This is a genomic window from Mesorhizobium sp. M1050, from assembly GCF_040318715.1.
Taxonomy (GTDB): domain Bacteria; phylum Pseudomonadota; class Alphaproteobacteria; order Rhizobiales; family Rhizobiaceae; genus Mesorhizobium.
Window position 1 is genome coordinate 66620 of record NZ_JAMYMV010000004.1, and the last position, 21494, is coordinate 88113.

Below are 21494 nucleotides of genomic sequence, written 5' to 3' on the forward strand. Positions count from 1 at the left end.
GGCAAACCCGGCGGCGTTCGAAAATGTATCTGGCCTAGTAGATAATTTAAAAAAATCACACTATTCCTGAAACTAGCGCGTTTTTGTCCCGTATCTCCTCTCGTCCCAAAGATGGGAAGTGGAAAACCCGAGGAGTATTATATCATGCGCAGATTCGCTACCCTTTTGCTCGCCGGCACCATCGCCGTCTCCGCCCTTGCCACCGCCGCCTATGCCAAAAACCCGACGGTCGGCGGCGCCGCAATGTATGCCAACAAGAACATCGTCGAAAACGCCGTGAACTCGAAGGACCACACGACGCTCGTCGCCGCCGTGAAGGCCGCCGGCCTGGTCGAGACGCTGCAGGGCGCCGGTCCGTTCACGGTGTTCGCGCCGACCAACAAAGCCTTTGCGGCACTGCCGGCCGGCACGGTCGAGACGCTGCTCAAGCCCGGGAACAAGGACAAGCTCACCAAGATTCTGACCTGCCATGTCGTCGGTGCCAAGGCGATGCGGGCGGACGTTGCCTTGATGGCCAAGGCCGATGGCGGCACCCACAAGGTCAAGACTGTTGGCGGCTGCGAGCTGTCGCTCAAAGCCGAAGGCGGCAAGGTCACCGTCACCGACGAGAACGGCAATGTCGCCCATGTGACGATCGCCGATGTCGAACAGTCCAACGGCGTCATTCACGTCATCGACAAGGTTCTTTTGCCCAAGATGTAACAACGGACTTGCAGCCGACGAACTGGCTACAACGGCCCTCCGTCGATTGCATGATCCCGCTCCCGAGATCCGCAATCGTCCCGCGCACTCCGCGGTGTCCACATCCAGATGTAGACACCGCGGGGTGTTCGGTCGAGGGCCACCGTCACCGGCTTTTGATTTCCGCGCGGCGGTATAGTTTGGCAAAGAGACAATAGGAGGAATTGGTCATGAACCGTCGCGACTTTCTTTTGAGCGGTGCCGCCGCCATTGGCGTCGCCGGGGGCGCGGCGACAGTGCTGCGCATGAGCAACCCGCAGGCGGCGCAGGCCGCCGAGAAGTTCGAAGTCACCAAGACCGACGCCGAGTGGAAAGCCATCCTGTCGCCGGCTGCCTTCGACGTGCTGCGCAAGGGAGGCACGGAATATCCCGGTACGAGCCCGCTGCTCAACGAACACCGCAAGGGCATCTTTGCCTGCGCCGGCTGCGACCTACCGGTCTACCCGTCGGAGACGAAGTTTGATTCCGGCACCGGCTGGCCGAGCTTCTGGCAAGAGATCCCCAATGGCATCGGTAAAACCGTGGACAGGTCGCTCGGCATGACCCGCACCGAGGTGCATTGCCGCCGTTGCGGCGGCCATCTTGGCCACGTCTTCGACGATGGCCCGGCGCCGACCGGCCTGCGCCACTGCATCAACGGCGTGGCGCTGAGCTTCAAGCCCGCGACCGCCTGACAAGTTCCAAACTGGAAACGAAAAACTCCGGGCTTGGCAGCCCGGAGTTTTTTCGCGGTCAGAGCTTTTCGGGCGTGGACTGGAGGAGCTTCCCGAAACGCTGCCCACGTATCTTTGTCGCAATTCCTGACGGAAAACCGCCTTTTACTATTCCTGGACTTGCTCCGGAATCAGTGCCCGCCACCGCCGCCGCCGGCGGGGACCGGCTTGCGGATCAGCATGGTGAACAGCCCGAGCGTCGCAAACAGCACCGTCAGCATGAAGAACACGTCCATGAAGGACAGCAGCGACGCCTGCTGATGGACCATGCCCGACAGCTTGGAGATCGCGGCATTTGTCGCGTTCAGGCCGGGGGTCTGCTCGAAATTGAGCGTCATGTTCTGCAGCTTGGACTGCGCGGCTTCACTGCCCCATTGCACATGCTCGGAAAGCCTTGCGAAGTGGAAGGCATTGCGGTCGATCAGCACCGTGTTGATCAGGGCGAGGCCGACGGCGCCACCAAGGTTGCGGGTGAGATTGAACAGGCCGGACGCATTCTTCAACCGCTCCGGCGGCAGCGTGCCGAGCGCTATGTTGTTGATCGGCACCATGCACAGCATCATCGAACAGCCCCGCAGGATCTGCGGGATGAGCAACTCGTAGAAATCCCAATCGGCGGTCAGATGCGTCATCCACCAAGTGCCGGTGGCGAAGCCGAAAAAGCCGATCATCATCATTAGCCGCGGGTCGATCTTGTTCGACAGGATGCCCGAGATCGGTGCGGTGAAGAACATCGCCAGTCCGCTGACGAACAGCGCCTCGCCGATCATCATCGAATCATAGCCGCGGATGCGCCCGAGAAACACCGGGTAGAGATAGGTCAGGCCGTAGAGGCCGATGCCGATGACGAAGGAAAACAGCGAGCCGAAGGCGAAATTGATATTGGTGAAGGCCTTCAGGTCGACGATCGGCTCTTCGGCCGTGAACACGCGCCAGAAGAACAGCACCCCGCCAATGGTCATGACAATGGCGCAGATGAAGACGCCCTGGTCCTGCAGCCAGTCGTTGTTGGGTCCTTCCTCAAGCACATATTCCATGCAGCCCAGGAAGGCCGCCATGCCGGCGAGACCCCACCAGTCGAACTTGCTGAACAGCTTGAGATTGGGCTTGTCGAAGTCGATCAGCGTCCAGGCCGCCGTCGTCACCAGGATGCCGGGCACGACATTGACCAGGAACAGCCAATGCCAGGACATTGCATGGCTGATATAGCCGCCGACCGTCGGGCCGATGGTCGGCGCCAACGTTGCCACCAGGCCGATCATCGGCGACACCACGGCGCGGCGCGACGGCGGGAAGATGGTGAAGGCGGCAGCGAAGACGCTCGGGATCATGCCGCCGCCGATGAAGCCCTGGACGGCGCGGTAGACGATCATCTGGTCGATGTTGGTGGCGGTCGCGGCAAGGGCGCTGGCAGCGGTAAAACCCGCCGCCGAAATCGTGAACAGCACGCGCGTCGACAGCATCCGGCTGAGGAAGCCCGACAGCGGGATCATCACCACCTCGGCGATCAGATAGGCGGTCTGCACCCACGGAATTTCATCGGAACTGGCGCTCAGGCCGGCCTGGATCTCGGCCAGCGAGGCGGAGACGATCTGGATATCCAGGATGGCCATGAACATGCCGAATACCATCGCCAGGAAAGCGATGACGCGCCGTGTCGAGATGGTGTCGGGCACAGCCGGCCTTGCCGGCGGCGCTCCTGCTGTCAGGGTTGCGGTTGCCATGGCATTGCTCCCCGGCGGCCGCTCAGTTCGACGCGGCGGCTGACGCCGACGCGGCGGGGGCGGTGCGGCTGTCGACGGCGACGACGACGCTGAGGCCGGCGCGCAGCTTGCCGCTCTTCAGCGCGTCGGCGGGTACGTCGATGCGGACCGGAACGCGCTGCACGACCTTGGTGAAGTTGCCGGTGGCGTTTTCGGGCGGCAGCAGCGAGAACACGGCACCGGAAGCCGGCGCCAGCGACGAGACGGTTCCCTCGAAGTCCTGGCCGTCGGTCGCATCGACCGAGATCTTGACCTTCTCACCGGGCACCAGCCGGGCAAGCTGCGTCTCCTTGAAGTTGGCGACGATGTAGAGCTTGTCCATCGGCACGATGACGGCAAGCTTCTGGCCGGGGCTGACGAGATCGCCCTGCTCCACGGAACGGTTGCCGACGACACCGTCGTAAGGCGCCTTGAGTACGGTGAAGGAAAGATCCCGCAGGGCCTTGTCGTGGCTGAGCTGCAAGGATGCGAGCGTGCTTGCCGATTCGGCGCGCTGCGCCTGCAGCACGCCGATATTGGCCTGCGCCGCGGCGATCTGCGCGTCGGCGCCGACAAGGGCTGCGTCGGCCTGCTGGACTGCCGTCTGGGCGTCGTCCAGTTGCGCCTGCGTGCCGACATGCGTCTTGAGCAGCTGCGAGGCGCGCGCCGCGACTTTGGCCGCATTGTCGGCAGAGGCACGGTCGGCGACCTTCTGCGCCTGGGCCTGCTGCAACGAGGCGCGCGCCGCTTCGGTCTGGGCGTCGATACGGTCGAGCGTCTTGCTCAACGTGGCCATCTGCGCCTCGGCCTGGGCGACAGCTATTTTATAGTCGCCATCATCAACGACGAGCAGTGGGTCACCGGCCTTGACCAGCTGGTTCTCGCCGACCTTGACCTGATCGACATAGCCGGAAATCTTGGGCGATATGAACGCCATATCGGCCTGTACATAGGCATCGTCCGTCGAGATCATGAAGCGGCCCGTGGTCCAATAGTCGTAACCGTACCAGGCGCCGGCACCCAGCAAGGCAACGCCGATGACGGGCAGCAGAAAGGAGCGCACCGAGCGCTTCTTCTTGGCCGGAGCCTCTGTCGGCGGTGGCGATACCGCGGGCTGGACTGGTATTTCAGGTGCTTCCGTCGCCGGCGCGACCTTGGCGTTGGGGAAGGGACGGACTTCGGCTGATGTTGGCGCGTTCGAGGACATGACATCTCTCTAATGTAATAGTACTGAACCGTTCGGTTCGATCCGGACGTTGACATAGCGCGTAAAGAGGACCATATCAAGTGCAATCGAACCGGATGGTTCGAATTATTTTCGAGGTGTGACCTTTATGGCCGAGACTCTGCCCAACGTCAAAACCGACCCGTGTGGCGATCTGCTGGACAGCTTGCGCCGTGGTCGCCCGGCGGCAGGGCAGGACCCGGTCAAGCGTAGCCAGATCATCGATGGCGCCCGGCGTGTCTTCATCGACAAGGGCTTCGAAGCGGCGTCGATGAACGACATCACCCGCGAGGCCGGTGTCTCCAAGGGCACGATCTATGTCTACTTCGCCAACAAGGAAGAGCTGTTCGAAGCGCTGATCGAGGAAGAGCGCGGCAGCATCTTCAAGAACATGTACGACATGCTGGAGAAATCCGACGACCTTCGCCAGACACTGGTGAAGTTCGGCAAGGTGCTGGCGCTCAAGATCACATCAGCCAAGGTCATCCAGGCACAGCGTACGGTGATCGGCGCATCCGACCGGATTCCCGACATGGGCGCGCGTTTTTACGAACGTGGACCCAAGCGCGGTCACGACAAGGTCGTGGCCTTTCTCAATGCTGCCATCGAGCGCGGCCTGTTGCGGATCGATGATGTCGATCTCGCCGCCTATCAGTTCACTGAACTGTGCTTGGCCAGTCTGTTCCGCCAGTGCATCTTCGCCTACCGAACCAAGGCCCCGTCGCAGGACGAGATCGACCACATCGTCACGTCAGGCGTCAGCATGTTCCTGAAGGCTTACGGCACCGAAAGGCTCGTGGCGGAAGAAAGCCATCAGACGATTGCCATCGAGGCCAAGCCTTAGCATTTTTGTTTCCGCGCAATTCCTAAGGGAAGGCGCTATGCGCTTTGGGAATTGTTCTATCCGCCATTGGCCGCAAGCACTATCGCGGCCTGCAATTCCTGCAGGCCCTCGGCCTTTTCCGAAGATGTCGCCAGAACGAACGGAAACGCTGCCGGCCGCTTCTTGATCTTTGCCAGCGTCTCCTCGATCAGCCGCGGCACGCCGGCAGCCTTGATCTTGTCGGTCTTGGTCAGCACGATCTGATAGGACACGGCCGCCTTGTCGAGCAGCGACAGCACTTCATCGTCCTTGGCCTTGATGCCGTGTCGGGCGTCGATCAGCACATAGACCCGCTTCAGCGTGACGCGGCCCTTGAGATAGTCGAAGACCAGCTTGGTCCACTCGTCTACCTTCTCCTTCGGTGCCGTGGCGTAGCCGTAACCCGGCATGTCGACAAGCGCCAAGGGCGGCAGGTCTGCGCCCTCGCCCGAAAAACCGTCCGGCACGAAATAGTTGAGCTCCTGCGTGCGTCCCGGCGTGTTGGAGGTACGGGCCAGCCCCTTCTGGTTGACCAGCGCGTTGATCAGCGACGACTTGCCGACATTCGAGCGGCCGGCAAAGGCGATTTCCGGCGGCCCTTCCGGCGGCAGGAATTTCATTGCCGGCACGCCGCGAATGAATACCCATCCCCGCGTAAACAGTTCGGTGCCGATCGTGCTGCTGTTCAGAGTGTTCAAGCTGCTGCCTCCAGAAGAGAAATATTGGCACCCCGGATAGCGTCGAGGTTGCGGCTGATCTTGTCCACCGGCCAGTCCCACCACGCCACTGCCAGCAGCCGCCTGATCGTGCGGTCGTCGAAACGCATCTTAACCACCTTGGCCGGGTTGCCGGCGACGATTGCATAGGGCGGGGCGTCGTGCGTCACCACCGATTTCGCGGCGATGATGGCACCATGACCTATTTCCAACCCGGGCAGGATCACCGCCTCCATGCCGATCCAGACGTCGTTGCCGACGATCGTGTCGCCACGAACCTCCTTCGACCAGGTCGCCGGGTCAAAACCCCTTTCCCAGCCATGGCCGAAAATGTTGAACGGGTAGGTCGAAAAGCCGGACATTGCGTGGTTGGCGCCATTCATGATGAAGCGCGCACCCTCGGCGATGGCGCAGAACTTGCCGATGATGAGCTTGTCGCCAATGAACGGATAATGATGCAGGACGCATTTTTCAGCAAATTTGTCCGGCCCGCCGGGGTCGTCATAATAGGTGTAATCGCCGATTTCGATATTCGGCGCGTTCACCAGTGCCTTGAGGAAGCCGACGCGGGTATACATCGGGATCGGGTGCTTGATGTCTGGGTTGGGTCCGTCCATGTCGAAGTCCATCAAAGAATTGGCCGCCTGGCGCAGAGCGAAGTTCGCACGCGCCCGTTCAAAAATAGCGTGATCCGCCCTATAGCACCAATCGGCTGACGAGCGAGCTTTCCATGGCGGCATTGCTCATTTGCTGCCGCACACAGGCAAGGTCGACGATCCCCGGAGCAGCCGGCGTTCATCTGCTTCGACAGCCAAAGCCCACAGAATCTTCGAGTCCAAGCAAAAGAACCGGGGCCCCGTGGAGGCCAACAGGACCCCGGTCTGCCGCTACGGCCTCCCAAACACCGGCGCCTTTGCGCCGGAAGCCGTCTTGGCAACACTATCTTGTCAGCGTCGCGAAAAAACGCGGTGGTGCGCACCAAACCCATGCCGTAGGGAATAGTGATACGCAGTTACGAGGCGTGGCGGCCAAAGTTTCGCCGGATATTGGAAATCGGTCGAAATGGGATGTCCACCAACGAAGAAGCCTCGGGCGTGTGAACCCGAGGCTTCTTGAGTCCGCAAAAAGAGCGCCTGCTATTCCGCCGGTGACGGTTTCTTCCGGAACAGCGCAACCAGATTGTCCCACAGCTCGATCTTGGCGCCCTGGCGTTTCATGATCACGCCCTGCTGGAGAATCGACAGCGTGTTGTTCCAGGCCCAGTAGATGACGAGGCCGGCCGGGAAACCCGCCATCATGAAGGTGAAGATGACCGGCATCCAGGTGAAGATGGCCGCCTGCGTCGGGTCCGGCGGCGTCGGGTTCATGCGCATCTGCAGGAACATGGTAACGCCCATGATCAGCGGCCAGACGCCGATCATCAGCATGTGCGGCAGCGTGACCGGAACGAGGCCGAACAGGTTGAAGATCGAGGTCGGATCGGGTGCCGCCAGATCCTGGATCCAGCCGAAGAACGGCGCGTGCCGCATCTCGATGGTGATGTAAAGGACCTTGTAGAGCGAGAAGAAGACCGGGATCTGCAGCGCCACCGGCCAGCAGCCGGCGAGCGGGTTGATCTTCTCGGTCTTGTACAGCTCCATCATCGCCTGCTGCTGCTTCATCTTGTCGTCCGCGTATTTCTCGCGGATTTCGAGCATTTTCGGCTGCACCTTTTTCATGTTCGCCATCGACGCATAGGACTTGTTGGCGAGCGGGAAGAAGATGGCCTTGACGATGACGGTGGTGGCGAGGATCGCCAGGCCGAAATTGCCGAAGAATTTGTAGAGCGTGTCGATCAGCCAGAACATCGGCTTGGTAATGAAGTGGAACCAGCCCCAGTCGATCAACAGGTCGAACCGCTTGATGTGACGGTCTTCCGCATAGGCATTGATCTTGGCGACTTCCTTGGCGCCGGCGAAGATTTCGCTCTCCACCGTCGCCGACTGACCGGCGGCGACTGTGATCGGATCGGTCAGGAAATCGGACTGGTAGCGGTGGCGGCCGTCCTCGAAATAGGCGTAGCGCGGCTGGAACGGCTGCTTCTCCGTCGGCACCAGCGTCACCGCCCAGTATTTGTCGGTGATGCCAAGCCAGCCATCGGTCGACTTGCCCGGCGTGGCCTGCTTGTCCTTTTCGATGGACGCGTATTTGTGTTCCTGCAGGCCTTCGGTGCCGGTGAAGCCGATCAAGCCCTCATGCAGCACATAGGTGCTGGCGACAAGCGGCTTGTCGAACCGGGTGACGCGGCCGTAGTTGGACAGCGAGACGGCAGCCGTGCCCGCATTCTGCACCGTGTCGGAAACCGTGAACATGTAGTTGGTATCGACGGAAAAGGTGCGCTTGAAGGTCAGGCCCTTGTCATTCGAATAGGTCAGGGTGACCGGCGTCGTCGGCGTCAGTGTCGCATTGCCGTCGACGGTCCATACAGTCTCGGGACCAGGCACCGCACCGGTCTTGTCGTTGCCGACGAAGCCGATCTCGGCATAATAGCCATTGGGGAGTGCCGCCGGGTTGAGCAGGCTGATCTCGGGCGAGTTCTTGTCGACCGTCTCGGTGTAATGCTTGAGCTTGAGGTCGTCGAGACGGGCGCCAGTCAGGTTGATCGAACCCTCGAGGCTCGGCGTATCGATCTTGGCGCGGGTCGTCGTGGCCAGAGCCTGTTCGCGGCCGGCCGGCGTCACGGCATCGGTGCCGGGTGCGTTCGGAATGGCGCCAGGAGCAGCGGGCGTTCCGGTGTCGGTGCCGGGATTGGTGCCCTGGGCGGCCTTCTTCTGCTCCTCGATGCGCTGCTGTTCGACGCGGGCCGCCTCGCGCTGCTGCTCGCTGCGCGGCAACACGTAAAAATATTGCCATACGGCCAGGATCAGCACCGACAATGCGATGGTGATGAAGAAATTCCGGTTGTTTTCCATCGAAAGCCCTTGGCCTATCGTGTTCCGCGCAGTCGGCGGGAGAGTTCGGCCTTCAACTGGCCGAACGGAATGGTAAGTACGTCTTCGCGCCCGACGATGACATAGTCATTGCCAGGCGCCATGTCACATGCAGCGTGTGTACGGACGGCTTCTCGCAGCCGCCGCCGGACGCGGTTGCGGATAACCGCATTGCCGACCTTCTTGGTGACGGTGTAACCGACGCGCGGCGACAGGCCATCGCCGCGGTCGAGAACTTCAACGAGAAAAAGCCGCCCACGTCGCTTTTCACCACGACGGACGGCCAAAAATTCCGCGCGCTTCAGAAGCCGCTGGGGATTTGGTCCCACTGGCTTGCCGGTTGCGGGCAACGATCTCGTCTTCCGTTCAGGCGCTGAGCCGCTTGCGGCCGCGATTGCGGCGAGCTGCGACGACGCCGCGACCACCCTTGGTGGCCATGCGGGCACGAAAGCCGTGCCGACGTTTGCGGACGAGTTTGGACGGTTGGTAGGTACGCTTCATTTGTTTTAATACCGCGGGGTGCGGCCCTTCTTGATTCTGTCACTGTGTAACAGGAGCTTTGCCGGGCCGTTTTCGGCGCGATCGAAACCGCGCCGGGACGAATGGCCCGAGCGTGTGCGGGCTTATAGAAAGAAGGCTTTTGGAAGTCAATCCGGAGTCGTCGGGCGGAAGCCTGTCGTCGTTCAGGCCGGTTTATGTTTCCGACAAGGATGAAATTGGCAAGAAAGCCGTAATCGCCTAATCTGCGTTGATCAAGTGATTGTGAAGACATGGACCGCATGAGCGAAACCATACAGGCGCAGGAAGGGACCGGCACGGCGGCGCCAATCGCCGTGCGCACGGTGCCGCTGTCGCGCGGCCTGTCGACCAAGCTGCTGCTGCTCACCATCGTTTTCGTGCTTTTGGCCGAAGTGCTGATCTTCCTGCCCTGGATCGCCAGCTACCGGCTGAACTGGCTGAAGGAGCGGCTGAGCACGGCGGCGGCAGTGTCGATCGTGCTGGTGCAGGGTGAGCCAACCTCGCTGTCACGTACGGCCCAGAACGACGTGCTGATGGCGATCGGCGCCAAGGCGATCGCGGTGCGCGACGGCGGCGTCTCGCGGCTGCTGGTGGTGGCCGAAATGCCGCCGAAGGTCGACGAACACATCGATATCGCCGGCATCGGCATGATCAAGGGCATGACCGGTGCACTCGACACGCTGTTTTTCGGCGGCGACCGGATGCTGCGCGTTTTCGGGCCTGTCGGTGACTCGGACAAGGAGTTCGAGCTGATCATGCCCGATAACAGCCTGCGCAATGCGATGCTGCGATACTCGCGCAACGTCGCCTTCGTCTCGCTGCTGATCTCGCTGTTCACCGCAATGCTGGTCTATGCCGCGATCGACCTGATCATGATCGGCCCGATCCGGACGATGACGCGCTCGATGCTGTCCTTTTCGGAAGCCCCCGACGATCCGGGGCGCATCATCCACCCGGCCGCCCGCGCCGACGAGATCGGCGTTGCCGAGCGCGAACTGTCGCAGATGCAGGAACGGCTGCAAAAAATGCTCTCCGAGCAGAAGCACCTTGCCGACCTCGGCCTTGCCGTCTCCAAGATCAACCATGACATGCGCAACATCCTGGCCTCGGCGCAGCTGATGTCGGACCGCCTGCGCCAGGTCAAGGACCCGACCGTGCAGGCCTTCGCGCCGAAACTGCTGCGCGCGCTCGACCGAGCCGTCTCCTATTCCGAAGGCGTGCTCGCCTATGGCCGCACGCAGGAGCCGCCACCGGCGCGCCGACGCTTGAGGCTGCGCCAGCTGGTCGAGGACGTGCACGGCCTGCTCGACATCGGGCAGGGCATCGAGTTCGTCAATTCCGTCGAGCCGACCTTCGAGGTGGACGCTGATTCCGATCAGCTGTTCCGCGTGCTCACCAATCTGTGCCGGAATTCCGTGCAGGCGATGGCAGCAGACAGTGAAAGCGCCCTGGTGCGCCGCCTGGCGGTGTCGGCCGTGCGCCTCGGCAGTGTCAGCCGCATCGCCGTCAGCGATACCGGACCGGGGCTGCCGCCCAAGGCGCGGGAGAACCTGTTCGCGGCGTTCCGCGGCTCGGCCCGCAGCGGCGGCACCGGCCTTGGACTGGCGATTGCGCACGAACTGATCCGGGCGCATGGCGGCACGGTGGAGCTGGTCGAGAGCATTGGCGGGCGCACCACATTCGCGGTCACCATTCCCGACCAGCCGGCACGGCTCGACCAGGCCCGCAGCAACGGCCTGCGCCGCCCGGCATGACGGATCGGCGCTGTTTTGCCCCGGCGACCGATCTTTCCTCCTTTCCTTGCAGAAACATGTCACCCGAAGGCGTCTCCGGCTTTGGGCGGACGTGATGCATCGGAAGCGCATCACTTGTGGCCGCCCGGACACGATGCGCTTTGGTGGTTTTGAGGCGCTGGGAAACGGGCCATCATTGCCGGATGACACGCCTGCGACAAAACTTTTGCCGGATCGGCTTGCTTTTCCGAAATTCAGTCGCTAGGGAACACGTCTCGTCGCGGCCGGTCGTTCACGATCGGATCGCGGGGTCATGGAAAGCATGGCCTGATGCGCGCCCGTAGCTCAGCTGGATAGAGCACCAGACTACGAATCTGGGGGTCAGGAGTTCGAATCTCTTCGGGCGCGCCATCCCCAGCCGACTTCACGATTTCCTGCGATCCATTGCCCCGAGCACTGCGAGGCCAGTCAGTATCGTGCGACGATCGATTGAAGTCCTAAAGGTTGAATTGTTCATTGCTGCACTTCTCCACCGGTCGTCTGGGACAGATGCTCGATGACGGCCGCAAGGAACTGGGCACGCCCGCGTTCGGACCGATCGAGGTGGACGTAGTGCGTCGCGTCCCGGATCGTGATAGCGCGCAGGTCTTCGGCGTTGATCAGATGACGCTGGAGCATCGTGACGTCCTGCTGACGGCTCCAGAAATCGTTGGCGGAACGGACAATCAGCACGCGCGCCGTGATGGCGGCCGCGTCCCAGAGCTGACGTCCGGACGCCAGATAGAAGCTGTCTTCCATAGCTCCGGAGGGTGCCCGGAACGATGCGGGATTGCGCTGAGCTGACGTCGGGTCTGAAGCGAGTGCTGCCTCCTGATAGGCTTCTGCGACAGCGGGATCGCGCCAATCCGCCTTGTGCTCGATCGGTATCGAGCGATCCCAGGATGGCAGGAGCGATGCGGCCGTGTTCAGGCGGTAGGCGCCAAACTTCGCTACATTGAAACGCGTGCGATCGGCGGGATCGGCGTTCTCGCCGTCAGGTCCGAGCAAGGGGTGCCCGCGCGTGCCGCCATATAGGCTGTTGTAGAAAACGAGGTGGCTGACCCGCTCAGGATTGAGGGCAGCGTACATTCCGCTCCAGTGACCACCAGTCGCCCAGCCGAGGAGCGCTACCTGCCTGTTGCCGGCGCGCCGCTCGACCGCGTCGGCGACCGCGCCAATGTCGCGCATGACCTCGTGGGAATTAGCAAGCGGATCGCCGTCCGCGCTCCCGTCCTGCCCGGCACGGCTCGAACCGCCATAGCCTCGCACGTCCATCACGAACACACGGTGCCCCGCGCGCGCCAGGTCAGCTGCGAGCGAGCCGCCCTGCACCGGTAGGTCGAACGAGGCAATCCCGGGTACGCGCGCGCCATGCACCAAGATTACCGGCGGTTTGCCTCCGCCCGCTTTCGTGTCGCTGACCTCCCGAACGGCGAGCTGAACTCCATAATCTGTCGTGACCTGGAAGTCTTCGCGCCTGATTTCGGCCGATACAGACGATGCTGCAAAAAGGGATGCAGCAGCGGCCGTTGTGACGGTTCTCAATCGCATCGATATTCTCCACGTTGTCATTCCCTCCCCATATTGTGGCCGACCGAGACATGATCCAATATCAACGCGATCTATATTGAGACCTTTTAGGTATGACAGTCGATCTTCTTCGGATGAGGCAGTTTGTGGCCGTGGCCGAGGAACTTCATTTCGGCAGAGCGGCAGTCCGCCTCGGCATGGCTCAGCCGCCGCTCAGCCAGGCTATCAAGCGGTTAGAAGCAGATCTCGGTTTCCCACTCTTCGAGCGTACCCGACGTGTCGTCAGCCTGACTGCGGCGGGCCGGGTGTTCTTGGAGGAAGCGCGCCAGACCCTCATCCAGGCCGAAGAGGCGATTCGCATGGCTCGTCGCGCCGCTTCAGACGACTTGGCGGAACTCTCCATCAACTTTGTGTCTGCGGCCCTCTATCGTGTGCTTCCCGCCGCCATCCGGGCATTTCGACGAACTTGGCCGGACGCCACAATCCGTCTCGACGAGCGACCTACCGACGCGCAGCTCGCTGACCTTGAGAGAGGCGCCGTCGACCTCGGGTTCCTTCATCCACCTCTCAAGGCGATAGACGGACTGGAGAATGAGACGATGCACCGCGACCGTCTGTTGGTTGCGGTGTCATCAACCGACTTACTCTCGACATGGGGCGAATGCCGCATTGCCGACCTGGCGTCGAAACCGTTCATCCTCTTCCCGTATCGCCAGGGGCCGAGCCTGCACGCCCGGATCACCCAGGCCTGCCGTCGCGCCGGCTTCTTGCCGCGCATCGCACAGGAGGCACGACAGATGCACACTATTCTAAGTCTGGTCGCGGCTGGACTGGGTGTGTCGCTTGTGCCCGAGGGCGCTCGCACAATGCAGGTGGATGGTGTCGCTTTTGTTCTGCTTACCGATGCCGCGGATGATCTCGCTTGGGAACTTGCCGTCGCGTGGCGACCGCGAGGCGCCCGACGTGCACTTCGCGACTTCGTTGAGACGACACGTGCAATTGCCGCCGACTTTGATCATGAGCGCCGTCCTAACCCGCATCAGAGATAGACCAGCGAGCCTACCCTGCATCCCCTGGTTGCACGTCGCTTTTCAGGCACCAATCTGGATCGTCGTAGTGATTCCGGCGGCTCTTGGCCGCTCACGGCTGCTTCCACGGCGAACGGCTGAAATGTCAAAGTACTTCAGCGGAAATGTAGCTATCAGTTTCATCCACGCTGGCGCGCCATTTGACTCTAAATCGTCCTGATGTGCGAACGCCATAGACCGCCGTTTCCCATCATCGAGCATACGGCGGTCCCAGCCCGGCTAGCCGCCTTGCCTGTATGTAACCACCACCATCGTCTGTGGGAGGCGGCTGATCCGGTGGAATGACCAAAGGAGGAGAGGGCAAAGAAGGAGCACGGCAGCGCCGAAATCGAGCGCGGCGGCCGAGCTGCCGGCCCAGGTTGCAAGTTTGCCGCCGATCGTCGGCCCAGCCAGCATGCCGGCATAGTAGACGGTGTAGAACACCCCCATCCCGATCGAGCGCGTCTTCTGGTTGAGCACGCGCGTCGGCAAGCTCATGATCGCGCCGGCAGGCAACCCCGCCTGCGATCCCCATGGCGATGATGAGGGCAAACACTGGTCCGCTTCTCGACAGAAGGAGCATCAGAAATGCAAAGCCTACACAGCCCGTGGCGAGAACCACGCCGCCACGCTTGGTGCGATCGGTCAGGAAGCCACCCCGGGGGACCGAAAGCGTGGCCAGCCAAAGCACGACGCTGATCGTCGATCCCGCCGCAGAGTTGGACCACCCGCGCTCGACGAGCATTGACGGCCCGAAGCTGAAGACCATTGCGAAGCCGACATTGTAGAGGCACCAGATCAGGCCGGCGGCAATAAGGGCATAGGTTGTCGCCGCCGAAATGCCAGAGCGTTCGACGCCACCAGCGGGCAGTACCTCCGGGGTGCGGTAGATGAAGGTCATCAGGCCGATGGCGACGATGACCAGGACCGAAACGGCGGTCACTCCGAATGTCGTTGCGATTGCCGGCAGCAGCATGAGAGCGATAGCGATGCCTGCTGGCCACGAGTTGATGTAGATGGCCATGGCGGTTGCGATTTCCCGGCCGGCAAACCAGTCGGCGACCATCTTGGTCATCAGGACGTTCAGGAGAACGCCGCCAGTGCCGCTTATCAATCGACCGCCGACCTGCAGGCTCCAGAACGGCGATGCCGCCATCAGCATTTCACCCGCCAGCATCATCAGGAGCCCGGCAAGAACGGTCGCCTTATCGCCATAGCGCTGGCCGATGGTCGCGCCAGGCAGGGCCAATGCGACTCCCGGTGCAAGATAGAGGCCGATTAGAATGCCGATGTCGGCCAGGCTCGCTCCGACGCTATCGCTGATAAGAGGCGCGACGGCGCCGACGCTCTGAAACTGAAACGCCATTGCGGCGCGGGCGACAAACAGGACAGCAAGGGTCGTCCAGCGACGGCGCACGGTTCCCCGCTATGTTTGTTCCGAACTATTCAGGCCTGATGTTCTGATTCAATCGAAAGAAATTGGTCGGGTCGTATTGCTTCTTGATAGAAGCGAGGCGCGCATAATTGGCGCCGTAGGCATCACGCACGCGCTCGTCACCCTCATCACCGAGATTGTTGGCATAGACGCCACCGGTCGAGAATGGTCTGACCGCATCCCACAGGTCGCGCGCCCAGCGGGTATTTGCCTCGTCATCGGCCAGATCGTCCCAGATCGCGATCGGGAAGCAGTCAAAGGCCGCATCGCGATTGGCGTAGGGCGAGTGCGATGCGGGCATGCGAGCGATCGCGCCGCCGACCTGCTGGAAAACCAACAGGGAGGAGCGATTGGGAGCCCGCGCGTAAGCGTCGAGCAGGGCCTCGATCGCGCCATCGCTGATCTCGCGCATGAACTGCGCTTTCCAGTAATAGCGTCGCCCGCGTGGAAAGAGGCTGTCAGCCGCCGATTGGATCTGAAGATAAGGAATGGCTTGAAGGCGACTGTCGATGGGGGATCCGAATTTCATCAGCGGTGCGATGACTGGTTCGCCCGCTTTGGGCGACCCGACATAGCAAGCCGAGATGCTGAAGGCACGCTCGCCCGAGGGCAGCGTGACGAGCGCGGCATCGACGCTCACCTCGTCCGGGGCGTCGCGGGAGAATCCATCGTAAAACCGCATGGCCTCGCGCGCATGATCGTAATCGTGAAGCACCGAGCCCACGAGAAGGTTCGGGCTAAGCGGGTGCAGCCGGTATTCGAACGTCGTCACGATGCCGAAATTGCCCCCGCCCCCTCGCAAGGCCCAGAACAGTTCGGGATACTCGCTGGCGCTTGTTCGCAACAGCCGTCCGTCGGCCGTGACAATTTCAGCCGCGATCAAATTATCGCAACTCAGGCCGTGCTTTCGTCCGAGCTTGCCGAAGCCTCCACCCAGCGTGAGGCCGGCAATACCAGTGTCGCTGTTGACGCCCATGGTCGTCGCAAGGCCGTGGGCCAGCGTGGCTACGTCGAACTCGCCGAGGGTCAGACCAGCTTCGGCCCTGGCAATGAGACGCCCAGGATCGACTGCGATCTTCTTCATGCGTGATAGATCAATCACCATCCCATCGTCGCAGACGCACAGACCGGCGACGTTGTGGCCGCCGCTGCGAACCGCCACGAGACAGCCTTGTGACCTGGCATAGGTCACGGCATGGACGACGTCAGCGGGATCGGCGCAAAAGACAATTGCAGCAGGGTGTTTGTCTATCGCCCCGTTCCAGACTCCGCGCGCCTGGTCGTAGGTAGCGTCCGTCGGCAACACCAGTTCGCCCCGCAAGCCTTGCCGGAGCTGTTCAATCGCCGCACTCGGAGAGTGGGATCGGCCCAATAGCGCCTCGGTCTGTCGCGGAATCTCCATCGGTATCGCCCTCGGTTCTGGCAGGACTATGATCTCACAGAGACGCAACCTTCTGCAAAAGCGAAATTCTTAGCTGCTAGATGAGAGGAACTCATCTACACTGCCGGCATGAGAAACTGCCCGCCTCTCCGCGCCTTGCACGCCTTCGAGGCCGTCGCTCGGCACGGCAGCTTCAAAGCCGCAGCGGCGGAACTCGGCGTGACGCCGACAGCGATCAGCCACCAAGTCCGCTTGTTGGAAGAGATATGCGGTCGCAAGCTGTTCCAGCGCCGACCGCGCCCGCTCGTGCTGACGGGTGCGGGAACGCGACTGTTTCCTATACTCCGCAACGGCTTTGATCTTCTCTCCGGCTCCCTTGCCGTAGTCGCCGAGCCAGATTTTCAAGCGCCATTGCGGGTGACAAGCCCAAACGCTTTCGCGAGTCGATGGCTGGTGCCTCGATTGCCTAAATGGCGAGAGGCCAACCCGGCCGTACCACTGGATATCATCGGGACGGACGCAGTACTCGATTTACGTGCCGGCGCCGCAGATGTGGCGATCCGCTACACGCGTCGCTCGCCTTTGGGCTTTGCCGCGCAGGAGATATGCCGTGATTCCTTCTTTCCCATATGCAGTCCCCGATTATTGGCAAGCGACGGGCGAACGATTGAGCGTGCTGCTGATCTCCTGCGTTATCCGTTGATCCATTTCGACTGGATGAACCGGGATCCGGACGCTCCCACCTGGCCCCGGTGGCTAGCGACGGCCCGTTCAATCGATCCAGACCTAATCCCGCACAAAGCTTGGGATTTGAGCTTTCGCGAGGAACTGCATGCGATCGATGCGGTTGTCGCCGGGCAAGGCATTGCGATCTGTAGTGACGTCGTGGTTGGCCGTGAACTGGAAAACGGCTCGCTCGTCAAAGCGCATCAGTTATCCTTGCCAGGCTACAGTTTTTATATCGTATGGATGCCCCATAGTCCGAGATCCGCGGTGATAGAGTCCTTCCTGGCGTGGATGAGAACCGTCGCATGAGACTGTCGAATCTGGGATGAGCCGCGCCAAGCTTGGCTCTCAAGAGGATGGGGCCATGGCAGCGAAGACGTCCAACAGATTTTCTTCCAGCCGTTTGACGGCGTGGGAGGAAGCGGCCGGAAACCCGCCGTGATTTCAGCAAGTTCCGGTCTGCTTCCGAGTGTCGCTTTAGAGGGCAATCGCGTAGACATAGTTCTCATCATCACCTGTGACGGCGCGCCAAATTCATCCATGGACTATGGTTCGTTGATTGCGACAGTGCGGGACAGGCGGAAACCCGCGGAGCCTGATTTGACCCATCCTCCTACCCATATCAGGCGCGCCTTGATCACCGGAGCCGGCGCTGCCGACGGCATCGGCTTTGCCGTTGCCCGGCAGCTCGGCCGTGCCGGCCATGCCGTTTTCCTGACCGGTGCCAGTGCTCGTGTGCTGGATCGCGCCGCCGAGCTTAGTGCCGAAGGCATCGATGCGAACGCCGCAATTGCCGATCTCACCAAAGCCGCCGATGTCGCGCGGCTGCAGGCTGATGTCGGCGCGGTCGATATACTGGTCAACAATGCCGGCATGGGCTCGCTGGCATCGCCATCGCTCGACAAGGCGTTTCTCTCAATGACCGAGGCCGATTGGGATCAGGGGATCGACGTCAGCCTGAAGACGGCATTCCTCGTCACGAAAGCGTTTCTGCCGGCGATGGCCGAAGCGGGCTACGGGCGCATCGTCAATGTAGCATCGGTCACCGGGCCGCTGGTCTCCTTCGAAGGCACATCAGCCTATTCCGCCGCCAAGGCCGGCATGGTCGGCTTGACGCGCACGCTGGCGCTGGAAGTGGCGAGACACGGCATCACGGCCAATGCGGTGGCTCCCGGCTGGATCGAAACTGGGTCGTCGAGCGAGATGGAGCGGCAAGCTGCCCTGCACACGCCGCCGGCGCGGGCCGGGCGGCCGGATGAGGTTGCTGCCGCGGTGGTGTTCCTGGCCTCGGAAGGCGCCAGCTATGTCAACGGCGCCCTGCTGGTGGTCGACGGCGGCAACAGCCTTCAGGAGCGCAAGAGCTGAAGGTTCTATCGGGCGTCTGGGCGTGAGAATTAGCCTTTGCGCGAGCCCTTCCCCGCCCCCGGCGCTTGCGGCCTGAGATAGACGGCCAGGCAGCAGCAGCAGATTGCCAGTCCGGCAATCGGGTATTTCAAGGCCACCAGTGCCGCCGCTGCGAAAAGGCAGAGCGTCGCGAGCCCGCGGATGCGCATGCGCCTTCGCACGTCAAGCGGAACCTCCTGCGTCGGCATCGGATCGATGAGTTCGCGGATCAAAAGAATATAGGTCAGGTTCACCAGGAAGAAGACGACCGCATAGAAAGCGACCGGCTGCGCCGCCAGCTCGCTGACCGCCATCCACGCGGTCGCCAGCGGCAGCAACGAAACCGAGAACAGGTGGGCGAAATTGTACCACATCAGGCTGGCCGTTGCCTCCCTCGCGTGGCGCAAGAGATGATGATGGTTCGTCCAGACGATGGCGATGAAGAGATAGCTCACGCCATAGCTCAGCCATGTCGGCCACAGTTCCAGAAGCGCCTTGAAGGTTGGAAGCTCCGGCGGGCGCAGGTCGAGGACCAGCACCGTGATGAGGACAGCGAACACGCCATCCGAAAATGCGCTCAACCGATCGAGCCCTGTCGAGGGAAGCACCTAGAGCGTCCTTGTTGCCGTTCGTCGCGCTTATAGTAGCGTTGTCGACGGCAATATCCATGCCCGCGCAGCGGCCCCGTTCAGGACGCTTTCGCCAGAAAATTCCGATAGTCCAACTTGGCCTGCAGCAGGCGCAGCACATTGTCGCGCGATGCGCGCACATGGGCGCGGGCCAGGGTGCCGGCGCGGGCGGCGTCGCCGGCGCAGATCGCCTCGACGATTTCGGCGTGCTCGTCGCGGGCGATCTTCCATTCGTCCAGCCACAGGAGTTCTGTCCAGACATAGTGCTGGCACTTGTCGAGGATGCCGCAGAGCATGCCGTGCAGCATCACATTACCGCTGATTTCGGCGATGACGCGGTGCAGGTCGATGCCGACTTCCAGTTCCTGGAACTTTTCCCTGTTGGTGCGATCCGGAATGGCGGCCAGCCGCTCGCATTCGACCAGCATGGCGCGCAGCCGCGCCTTGTCCTGTTCCGAGGCAGTGGTCGCGGCCAGTTCGGTCGCATGGCCGTCGAGCAGTTCGCGGATCTCGAAGGCCTCGCGGAACATGTTGATGTCGAACTCGGTGACGGCATAGCCCTGACGCGGCCGGCCAGTGACCAGGCCGTCGCGCTCGAGGCGGTTGAAGGCCTCGCGCACCGGGGTGCGGCTGACATTGAGCTTCGCGGCGATGTCGTTTTCGGTGACGCGCGAGCCCGGCGGAATCTGGCCGGTCACGATCATCGCCTTGAGCGCGGAGTAGACCGAGTCGCGCAGCGTATTTTTGGTTTCCTTGGCCAAGGTTCCCTTCCCAGTTCTCCGGTCTTTCAGCCGGAACACGCATAGCTGTAGTCGCAGTCGGCGCAATTTGCCACGTCTCCGACGAGGCCATCTCTCGCCATCTGTCCGGCACGAAGCGCGTACAATCCGATCGTGCAGGACGGTGTTGACATCACCGATCCCCAAGCTACACTCAAAATTGTATACAAAATCGCATGCGAAATCAAAAACAAATGGGAACACCGGTTGGAGAGCCGAAACATGAACAGGATCAGAAGCGTTAGCGTCGTTGCGGTTGCCGGCCTCATGGCCTCGCTCGCAGCTCCCGCCATGGCGGGCGACACCATCACCGTTGCCTCGTGGGGCGGCACCTATCAGGAGGCGCAGACAAAGGCGTTCTTCAAGCCGACCGCCGATGCGCTCGGCATCACCATCAAGGAAGACACCACCAACGGCCTCGACGACGTGCGGCTGCAGGTGACCGGCAATGCGGTGAAGTGGGACATCACGGAGCTCGGCGCCGACGAATGCGCGCGCGGCTCGAAGGAAGGGCTGTTCGAGAAGCTCGACTACGGCATCATCGACAAGAGCGGCATCAACCCGAAGCTGGTCCATGACGACTGGGTCGGCATTTCCTACACGTCGGTCGTGCTCATCTACCGGACCGATGTCTTCGGCGACAAAGGGCCGAAGACATGGGCCGATTTCTGGAACGTGGAGAAATTTCCGGGACGTCGCGCGCTGAGCGGCAGCCAGGCGACGGAAACGCTGAGCGTCGCGGCACTTGCCGAAGGCATTCCGATCGACAAGGTCTATCCGGTCGATATCGACGGTGCCTTGAAATCCGTCGACAAGATCCGCGGCCATATCGATGCCTGGTGGACCTCCGGCGCCCAGGCCATGCAGCTGGTCAAGGATGGTGAAGTCGACATGGCGAGCATCTGGAACGGCCGCGCCGGCACCTTGAAGAAGCAGGGTGCGCCGGTCAGCTTCTCCTTCGACCAGGGCGTGCTGACCGCCGACTGCATGGTCATTCCCAAGGGTGCAAAGAACAAGGAAGCGGCGATGAAGGCGCTGGCGATGTTCGTCAGCCCGCAATTGCAGGCCAATCTGCCGCTCTATGTCGATAATGGGCCGGTCAACGAAAAGGCTTTCGAGACCGGCAAGATCCCGCAGGAGAGGATCAAGGACATCAATTCGGCGCCCGAAAACGTCAAGAAGCAGGCGCTGCAGGACGCCGAGTTCTGGCGCGACAATCTGGTCGAGGCGACGGAAAAGTTCAACAATCTGGTCCAGCAATAGGCCGCGGCCACAACCCAAACCACGGCAGGGCGGTGCTTCGCC

20 protein-coding genes and 1 tRNA gene are annotated in these 21494 nt (G+C 61.8%); 9 read left to right on the forward strand and 12 right to left on the reverse strand.

Annotated features, from left to right (window positions below):
- The first annotated feature begins 144 nt into the window (after positions 1–144).
- Positions 145–702, forward strand: a complete 558-nt coding sequence (locus NKH57_RS03675; protein ID WP_352941794.1) for a fasciclin domain-containing protein — start codon at positions 145–147, stop codon at positions 700–702.
- A gap of 209 nt (positions 703–911) precedes the next feature.
- On the forward strand, positions 912–1415 hold the full coding sequence (gene msrB, locus NKH57_RS03680; protein WP_352941797.1) for a peptide-methionine (R)-S-oxide reductase MsrB: 504 nt from the start codon (positions 912–914) through the stop codon (positions 1413–1415).
- A 170-nt stretch (positions 1416–1585) separates the two neighbouring features.
- On the opposite strand, the gene NKH57_RS03685 is transcribed toward msrB, so the two are convergent.
- Positions 1586–3178, reverse strand: coding sequence for a DHA2 family efflux MFS transporter permease subunit (locus NKH57_RS03685; protein ID WP_352601779.1), 1593 nt, complete (start codon positions 3176–3178; stop codon positions 1586–1588).
- A gap of 22 nt (positions 3179–3200) precedes the next feature.
- Complete coding sequence (locus tag NKH57_RS03690) at positions 3201–4403, reverse strand: HlyD family secretion protein (protein WP_352728284.1); 1203 nt, start codon at positions 4401–4403, stop codon at positions 3201–3203.
- A gap of 127 nt (positions 4404–4530) precedes the next feature.
- Here NKH57_RS03690 and NKH57_RS03695 point away from each other — a divergent pair, with 127 nt between their 5' ends.
- Positions 4531–5265, forward strand: a complete 735-nt coding sequence (locus NKH57_RS03695) for a TetR/AcrR family transcriptional regulator (protein WP_352941801.1) — start codon at positions 4531–4533, stop codon at positions 5263–5265.
- A 56-nt stretch (positions 5266–5321) separates the two neighbouring features.
- On the opposite strand, the gene yihA is transcribed toward NKH57_RS03695, so the two are convergent.
- From yihA to rpmH, 5 genes are all read right to left on the reverse strand, one after another.
- Positions 5322–5981, reverse strand: coding sequence for a ribosome biogenesis GTP-binding protein YihA/YsxC (yihA, locus tag NKH57_RS03700; RefSeq protein WP_352728280.1), 660 nt, complete (start codon positions 5979–5981; stop codon positions 5322–5324).
- Positions 5978–6616, reverse strand: a complete 639-nt coding sequence (locus NKH57_RS03705) for a CatB-related O-acetyltransferase (protein WP_352941804.1) — start codon at positions 6614–6616, stop codon at positions 5978–5980. Before NKH57_RS03705 ends, yihA begins: the two co-directional genes overlap by 4 nt.
- Positions 6617–7135: 519 nt before the next feature.
- A complete protein-coding gene (yidC, locus tag NKH57_RS03710) occupies positions 7136–8950 on the reverse strand; it encodes a membrane protein insertase YidC (protein ID WP_352601787.1) in 1815 nt (604 codons plus the stop codon).
- Between the two features lie 14 nt (positions 8951–8964).
- The gene (rnpA, locus tag NKH57_RS03715; RefSeq protein WP_023761357.1) at positions 8965–9318 is read right to left on the reverse strand and encodes a ribonuclease P protein component; all 354 of its coding nucleotides are present in this window, start codon (positions 9316–9318) and stop codon (positions 8965–8967) included.
- 16 nt (positions 9319–9334) lie between these two features.
- Positions 9335–9469, reverse strand: a complete 135-nt coding sequence (gene rpmH, locus NKH57_RS03720) for a 50S ribosomal protein L34 (RefSeq protein ID WP_008833937.1) — start codon at positions 9467–9469, stop codon at positions 9335–9337.
- Between the two features lie 278 nt (positions 9470–9747).
- On the opposite strand from rpmH, the gene NKH57_RS03725 reads away from it, so the two are divergent.
- Together NKH57_RS03725 and NKH57_RS03730 are read left to right on the forward strand one after the other, a co-directional pair.
- The gene (locus NKH57_RS03725; protein WP_352941807.1) at positions 9748–11241 is read left to right on the forward strand and encodes an ATP-binding protein; all 1494 of its coding nucleotides are present in this window, start codon (positions 9748–9750) and stop codon (positions 11239–11241) included.
- Positions 11242–11554: 313 nt separating this feature from the next.
- Positions 11555–11631 (forward strand) — tRNA-Arg (locus NKH57_RS03730).
- A gap of 102 nt (positions 11632–11733) precedes the next feature.
- On the opposite strand, the gene NKH57_RS03735 is transcribed toward NKH57_RS03730, so the two are convergent.
- Positions 11734–12810, reverse strand: a complete 1077-nt coding sequence (locus NKH57_RS03735) for an alpha/beta hydrolase (RefSeq protein WP_352728276.1) — start codon at positions 12808–12810, stop codon at positions 11734–11736.
- Positions 12811–12902: 92 nt separating this feature from the next.
- On the opposite strand from NKH57_RS03735, the gene NKH57_RS03740 reads away from it, so the two are divergent.
- Complete coding sequence (locus NKH57_RS03740) at positions 12903–13838, forward strand: LysR family transcriptional regulator (protein ID WP_352941810.1); 936 nt, start codon at positions 12903–12905, stop codon at positions 13836–13838.
- 229 nt (positions 13839–14067) lie between these two features.
- Here NKH57_RS03740 and NKH57_RS03745 read toward each other — a convergent pair whose 3' ends face one another.
- Entirely contained in the window at positions 14068–15273 is a 1206-nt protein-coding gene (locus NKH57_RS03745) for an MFS transporter (protein ID WP_352941813.1), read from the reverse strand.
- Positions 15274–15298: 25 nt separating this feature from the next.
- Positions 15299–16693 (reverse strand): FAD-binding oxidoreductase, encoded by a 1395-nt coding sequence (locus NKH57_RS03750; RefSeq protein WP_352941815.1) that lies wholly within the window; start codon positions 16691–16693, stop codon positions 15299–15301.
- Between the two features lie 135 nt (positions 16694–16828).
- Here NKH57_RS03750 and NKH57_RS03755 point away from each other — a divergent pair, with 135 nt between their 5' ends.
- Both NKH57_RS03755 and NKH57_RS03760 read left to right on the forward strand, forming a co-directional pair.
- On the forward strand, positions 16829–17707 hold the full coding sequence (locus tag NKH57_RS03755) for a LysR substrate-binding domain-containing protein (protein WP_352941817.1): 879 nt from the start codon (positions 16829–16831) through the stop codon (positions 17705–17707).
- Positions 17708–17998: 291 nt separating this feature from the next.
- The gene (locus NKH57_RS03760) at positions 17999–18763 is read left to right on the forward strand and encodes an SDR family NAD(P)-dependent oxidoreductase (RefSeq protein ID WP_352941819.1); all 765 of its coding nucleotides are present in this window, start codon (positions 17999–18001) and stop codon (positions 18761–18763) included.
- 29 nt (positions 18764–18792) lie between these two features.
- Here the strand turns inward: NKH57_RS03760 and NKH57_RS03765 are convergent, their stop codons facing one another.
- Both NKH57_RS03765 and NKH57_RS03770 read right to left on the reverse strand, forming a co-directional pair.
- On the reverse strand, positions 18793–19389 hold the full coding sequence (locus NKH57_RS03765; protein ID WP_352941822.1) for a TMEM175 family protein: 597 nt from the start codon (positions 19387–19389) through the stop codon (positions 18793–18795).
- Positions 19390–19469: 80 nt separating this feature from the next.
- Positions 19470–20171, reverse strand: coding sequence for a GntR family transcriptional regulator (locus NKH57_RS03770; RefSeq protein ID WP_352941824.1), 702 nt, complete (start codon positions 20169–20171; stop codon positions 19470–19472).
- 240 nt (positions 20172–20411) lie between these two features.
- Here NKH57_RS03770 and NKH57_RS03775 point away from each other — a divergent pair, with 240 nt between their 5' ends.
- A complete protein-coding gene (locus NKH57_RS03775; protein WP_352941826.1) occupies positions 20412–21452 on the forward strand; it encodes an ABC transporter substrate-binding protein in 1041 nt (346 codons plus the stop codon).
- Positions 21453–21494: the final 42 nt, after the last annotated feature.

Coding starts and splice junctions, on each gene's coding strand:
- NKH57_RS03675 (WP_352941794.1), top strand. CDS start 145: ATGCGCAGATTCGCTACCCTTTTGCTCGCCGGCACCATCGCCGTCTCC.
- msrB (WP_352941797.1), top strand. CDS start 912: ATGAACCGTCGCGACTTTCTTTTGAGCGGTGCCGCCGCCATTGGCGTC.
- NKH57_RS03685 (WP_352601779.1), bottom strand. CDS start 3,178: ATGGCAACCGCAACCCTGACAGCAGGAGCGCCGCCGGCAAGGCCGGCT.
- NKH57_RS03690 (WP_352728284.1), bottom strand. CDS start 4,403: ATGTCCTCGAACGCGCCAACATCAGCCGAAGTCCGTCCCTTCCCCAAC.
- NKH57_RS03695 (WP_352941801.1), top strand. CDS start 4,531: ATGGCCGAGACTCTGCCCAACGTCAAAACCGACCCGTGTGGCGATCTG.
- NKH57_RS03705 (WP_352941804.1), bottom strand. CDS start 6,616: ATGGACGGACCCAACCCAGACATCAAGCACCCGATCCCGATGTATACC.
- yidC (WP_352601787.1), bottom strand. CDS start 8,950: ATGGAAAACAACCGGAATTTCTTCATCACCATCGCATTGTCGGTGCTG.
- rpmH (WP_008833937.1), bottom strand. CDS start 9,469: ATGAAGCGTACCTACCAACCGTCCAAACTCGTCCGCAAACGTCGGCAC.
- NKH57_RS03725 (WP_352941807.1), top strand. CDS start 9,748: ATGAGCGAAACCATACAGGCGCAGGAAGGGACCGGCACGGCGGCGCCA.
- NKH57_RS03735 (WP_352728276.1), bottom strand. CDS start 12,810: ATGCGATTGAGAACCGTCACAACGGCCGCTGCTGCATCCCTTTTTGCA.
- NKH57_RS03740 (WP_352941810.1), top strand. CDS start 12,903: ATGACAGTCGATCTTCTTCGGATGAGGCAGTTTGTGGCCGTGGCCGAG.
- NKH57_RS03750 (WP_352941815.1), bottom strand. CDS start 16,693: ATGGAGATTCCGCGACAGACCGAGGCGCTATTGGGCCGATCCCACTCT.
- NKH57_RS03775 (WP_352941826.1), top strand. CDS start 20,412: ATGAACAGGATCAGAAGCGTTAGCGTCGTTGCGGTTGCCGGCCTCATG.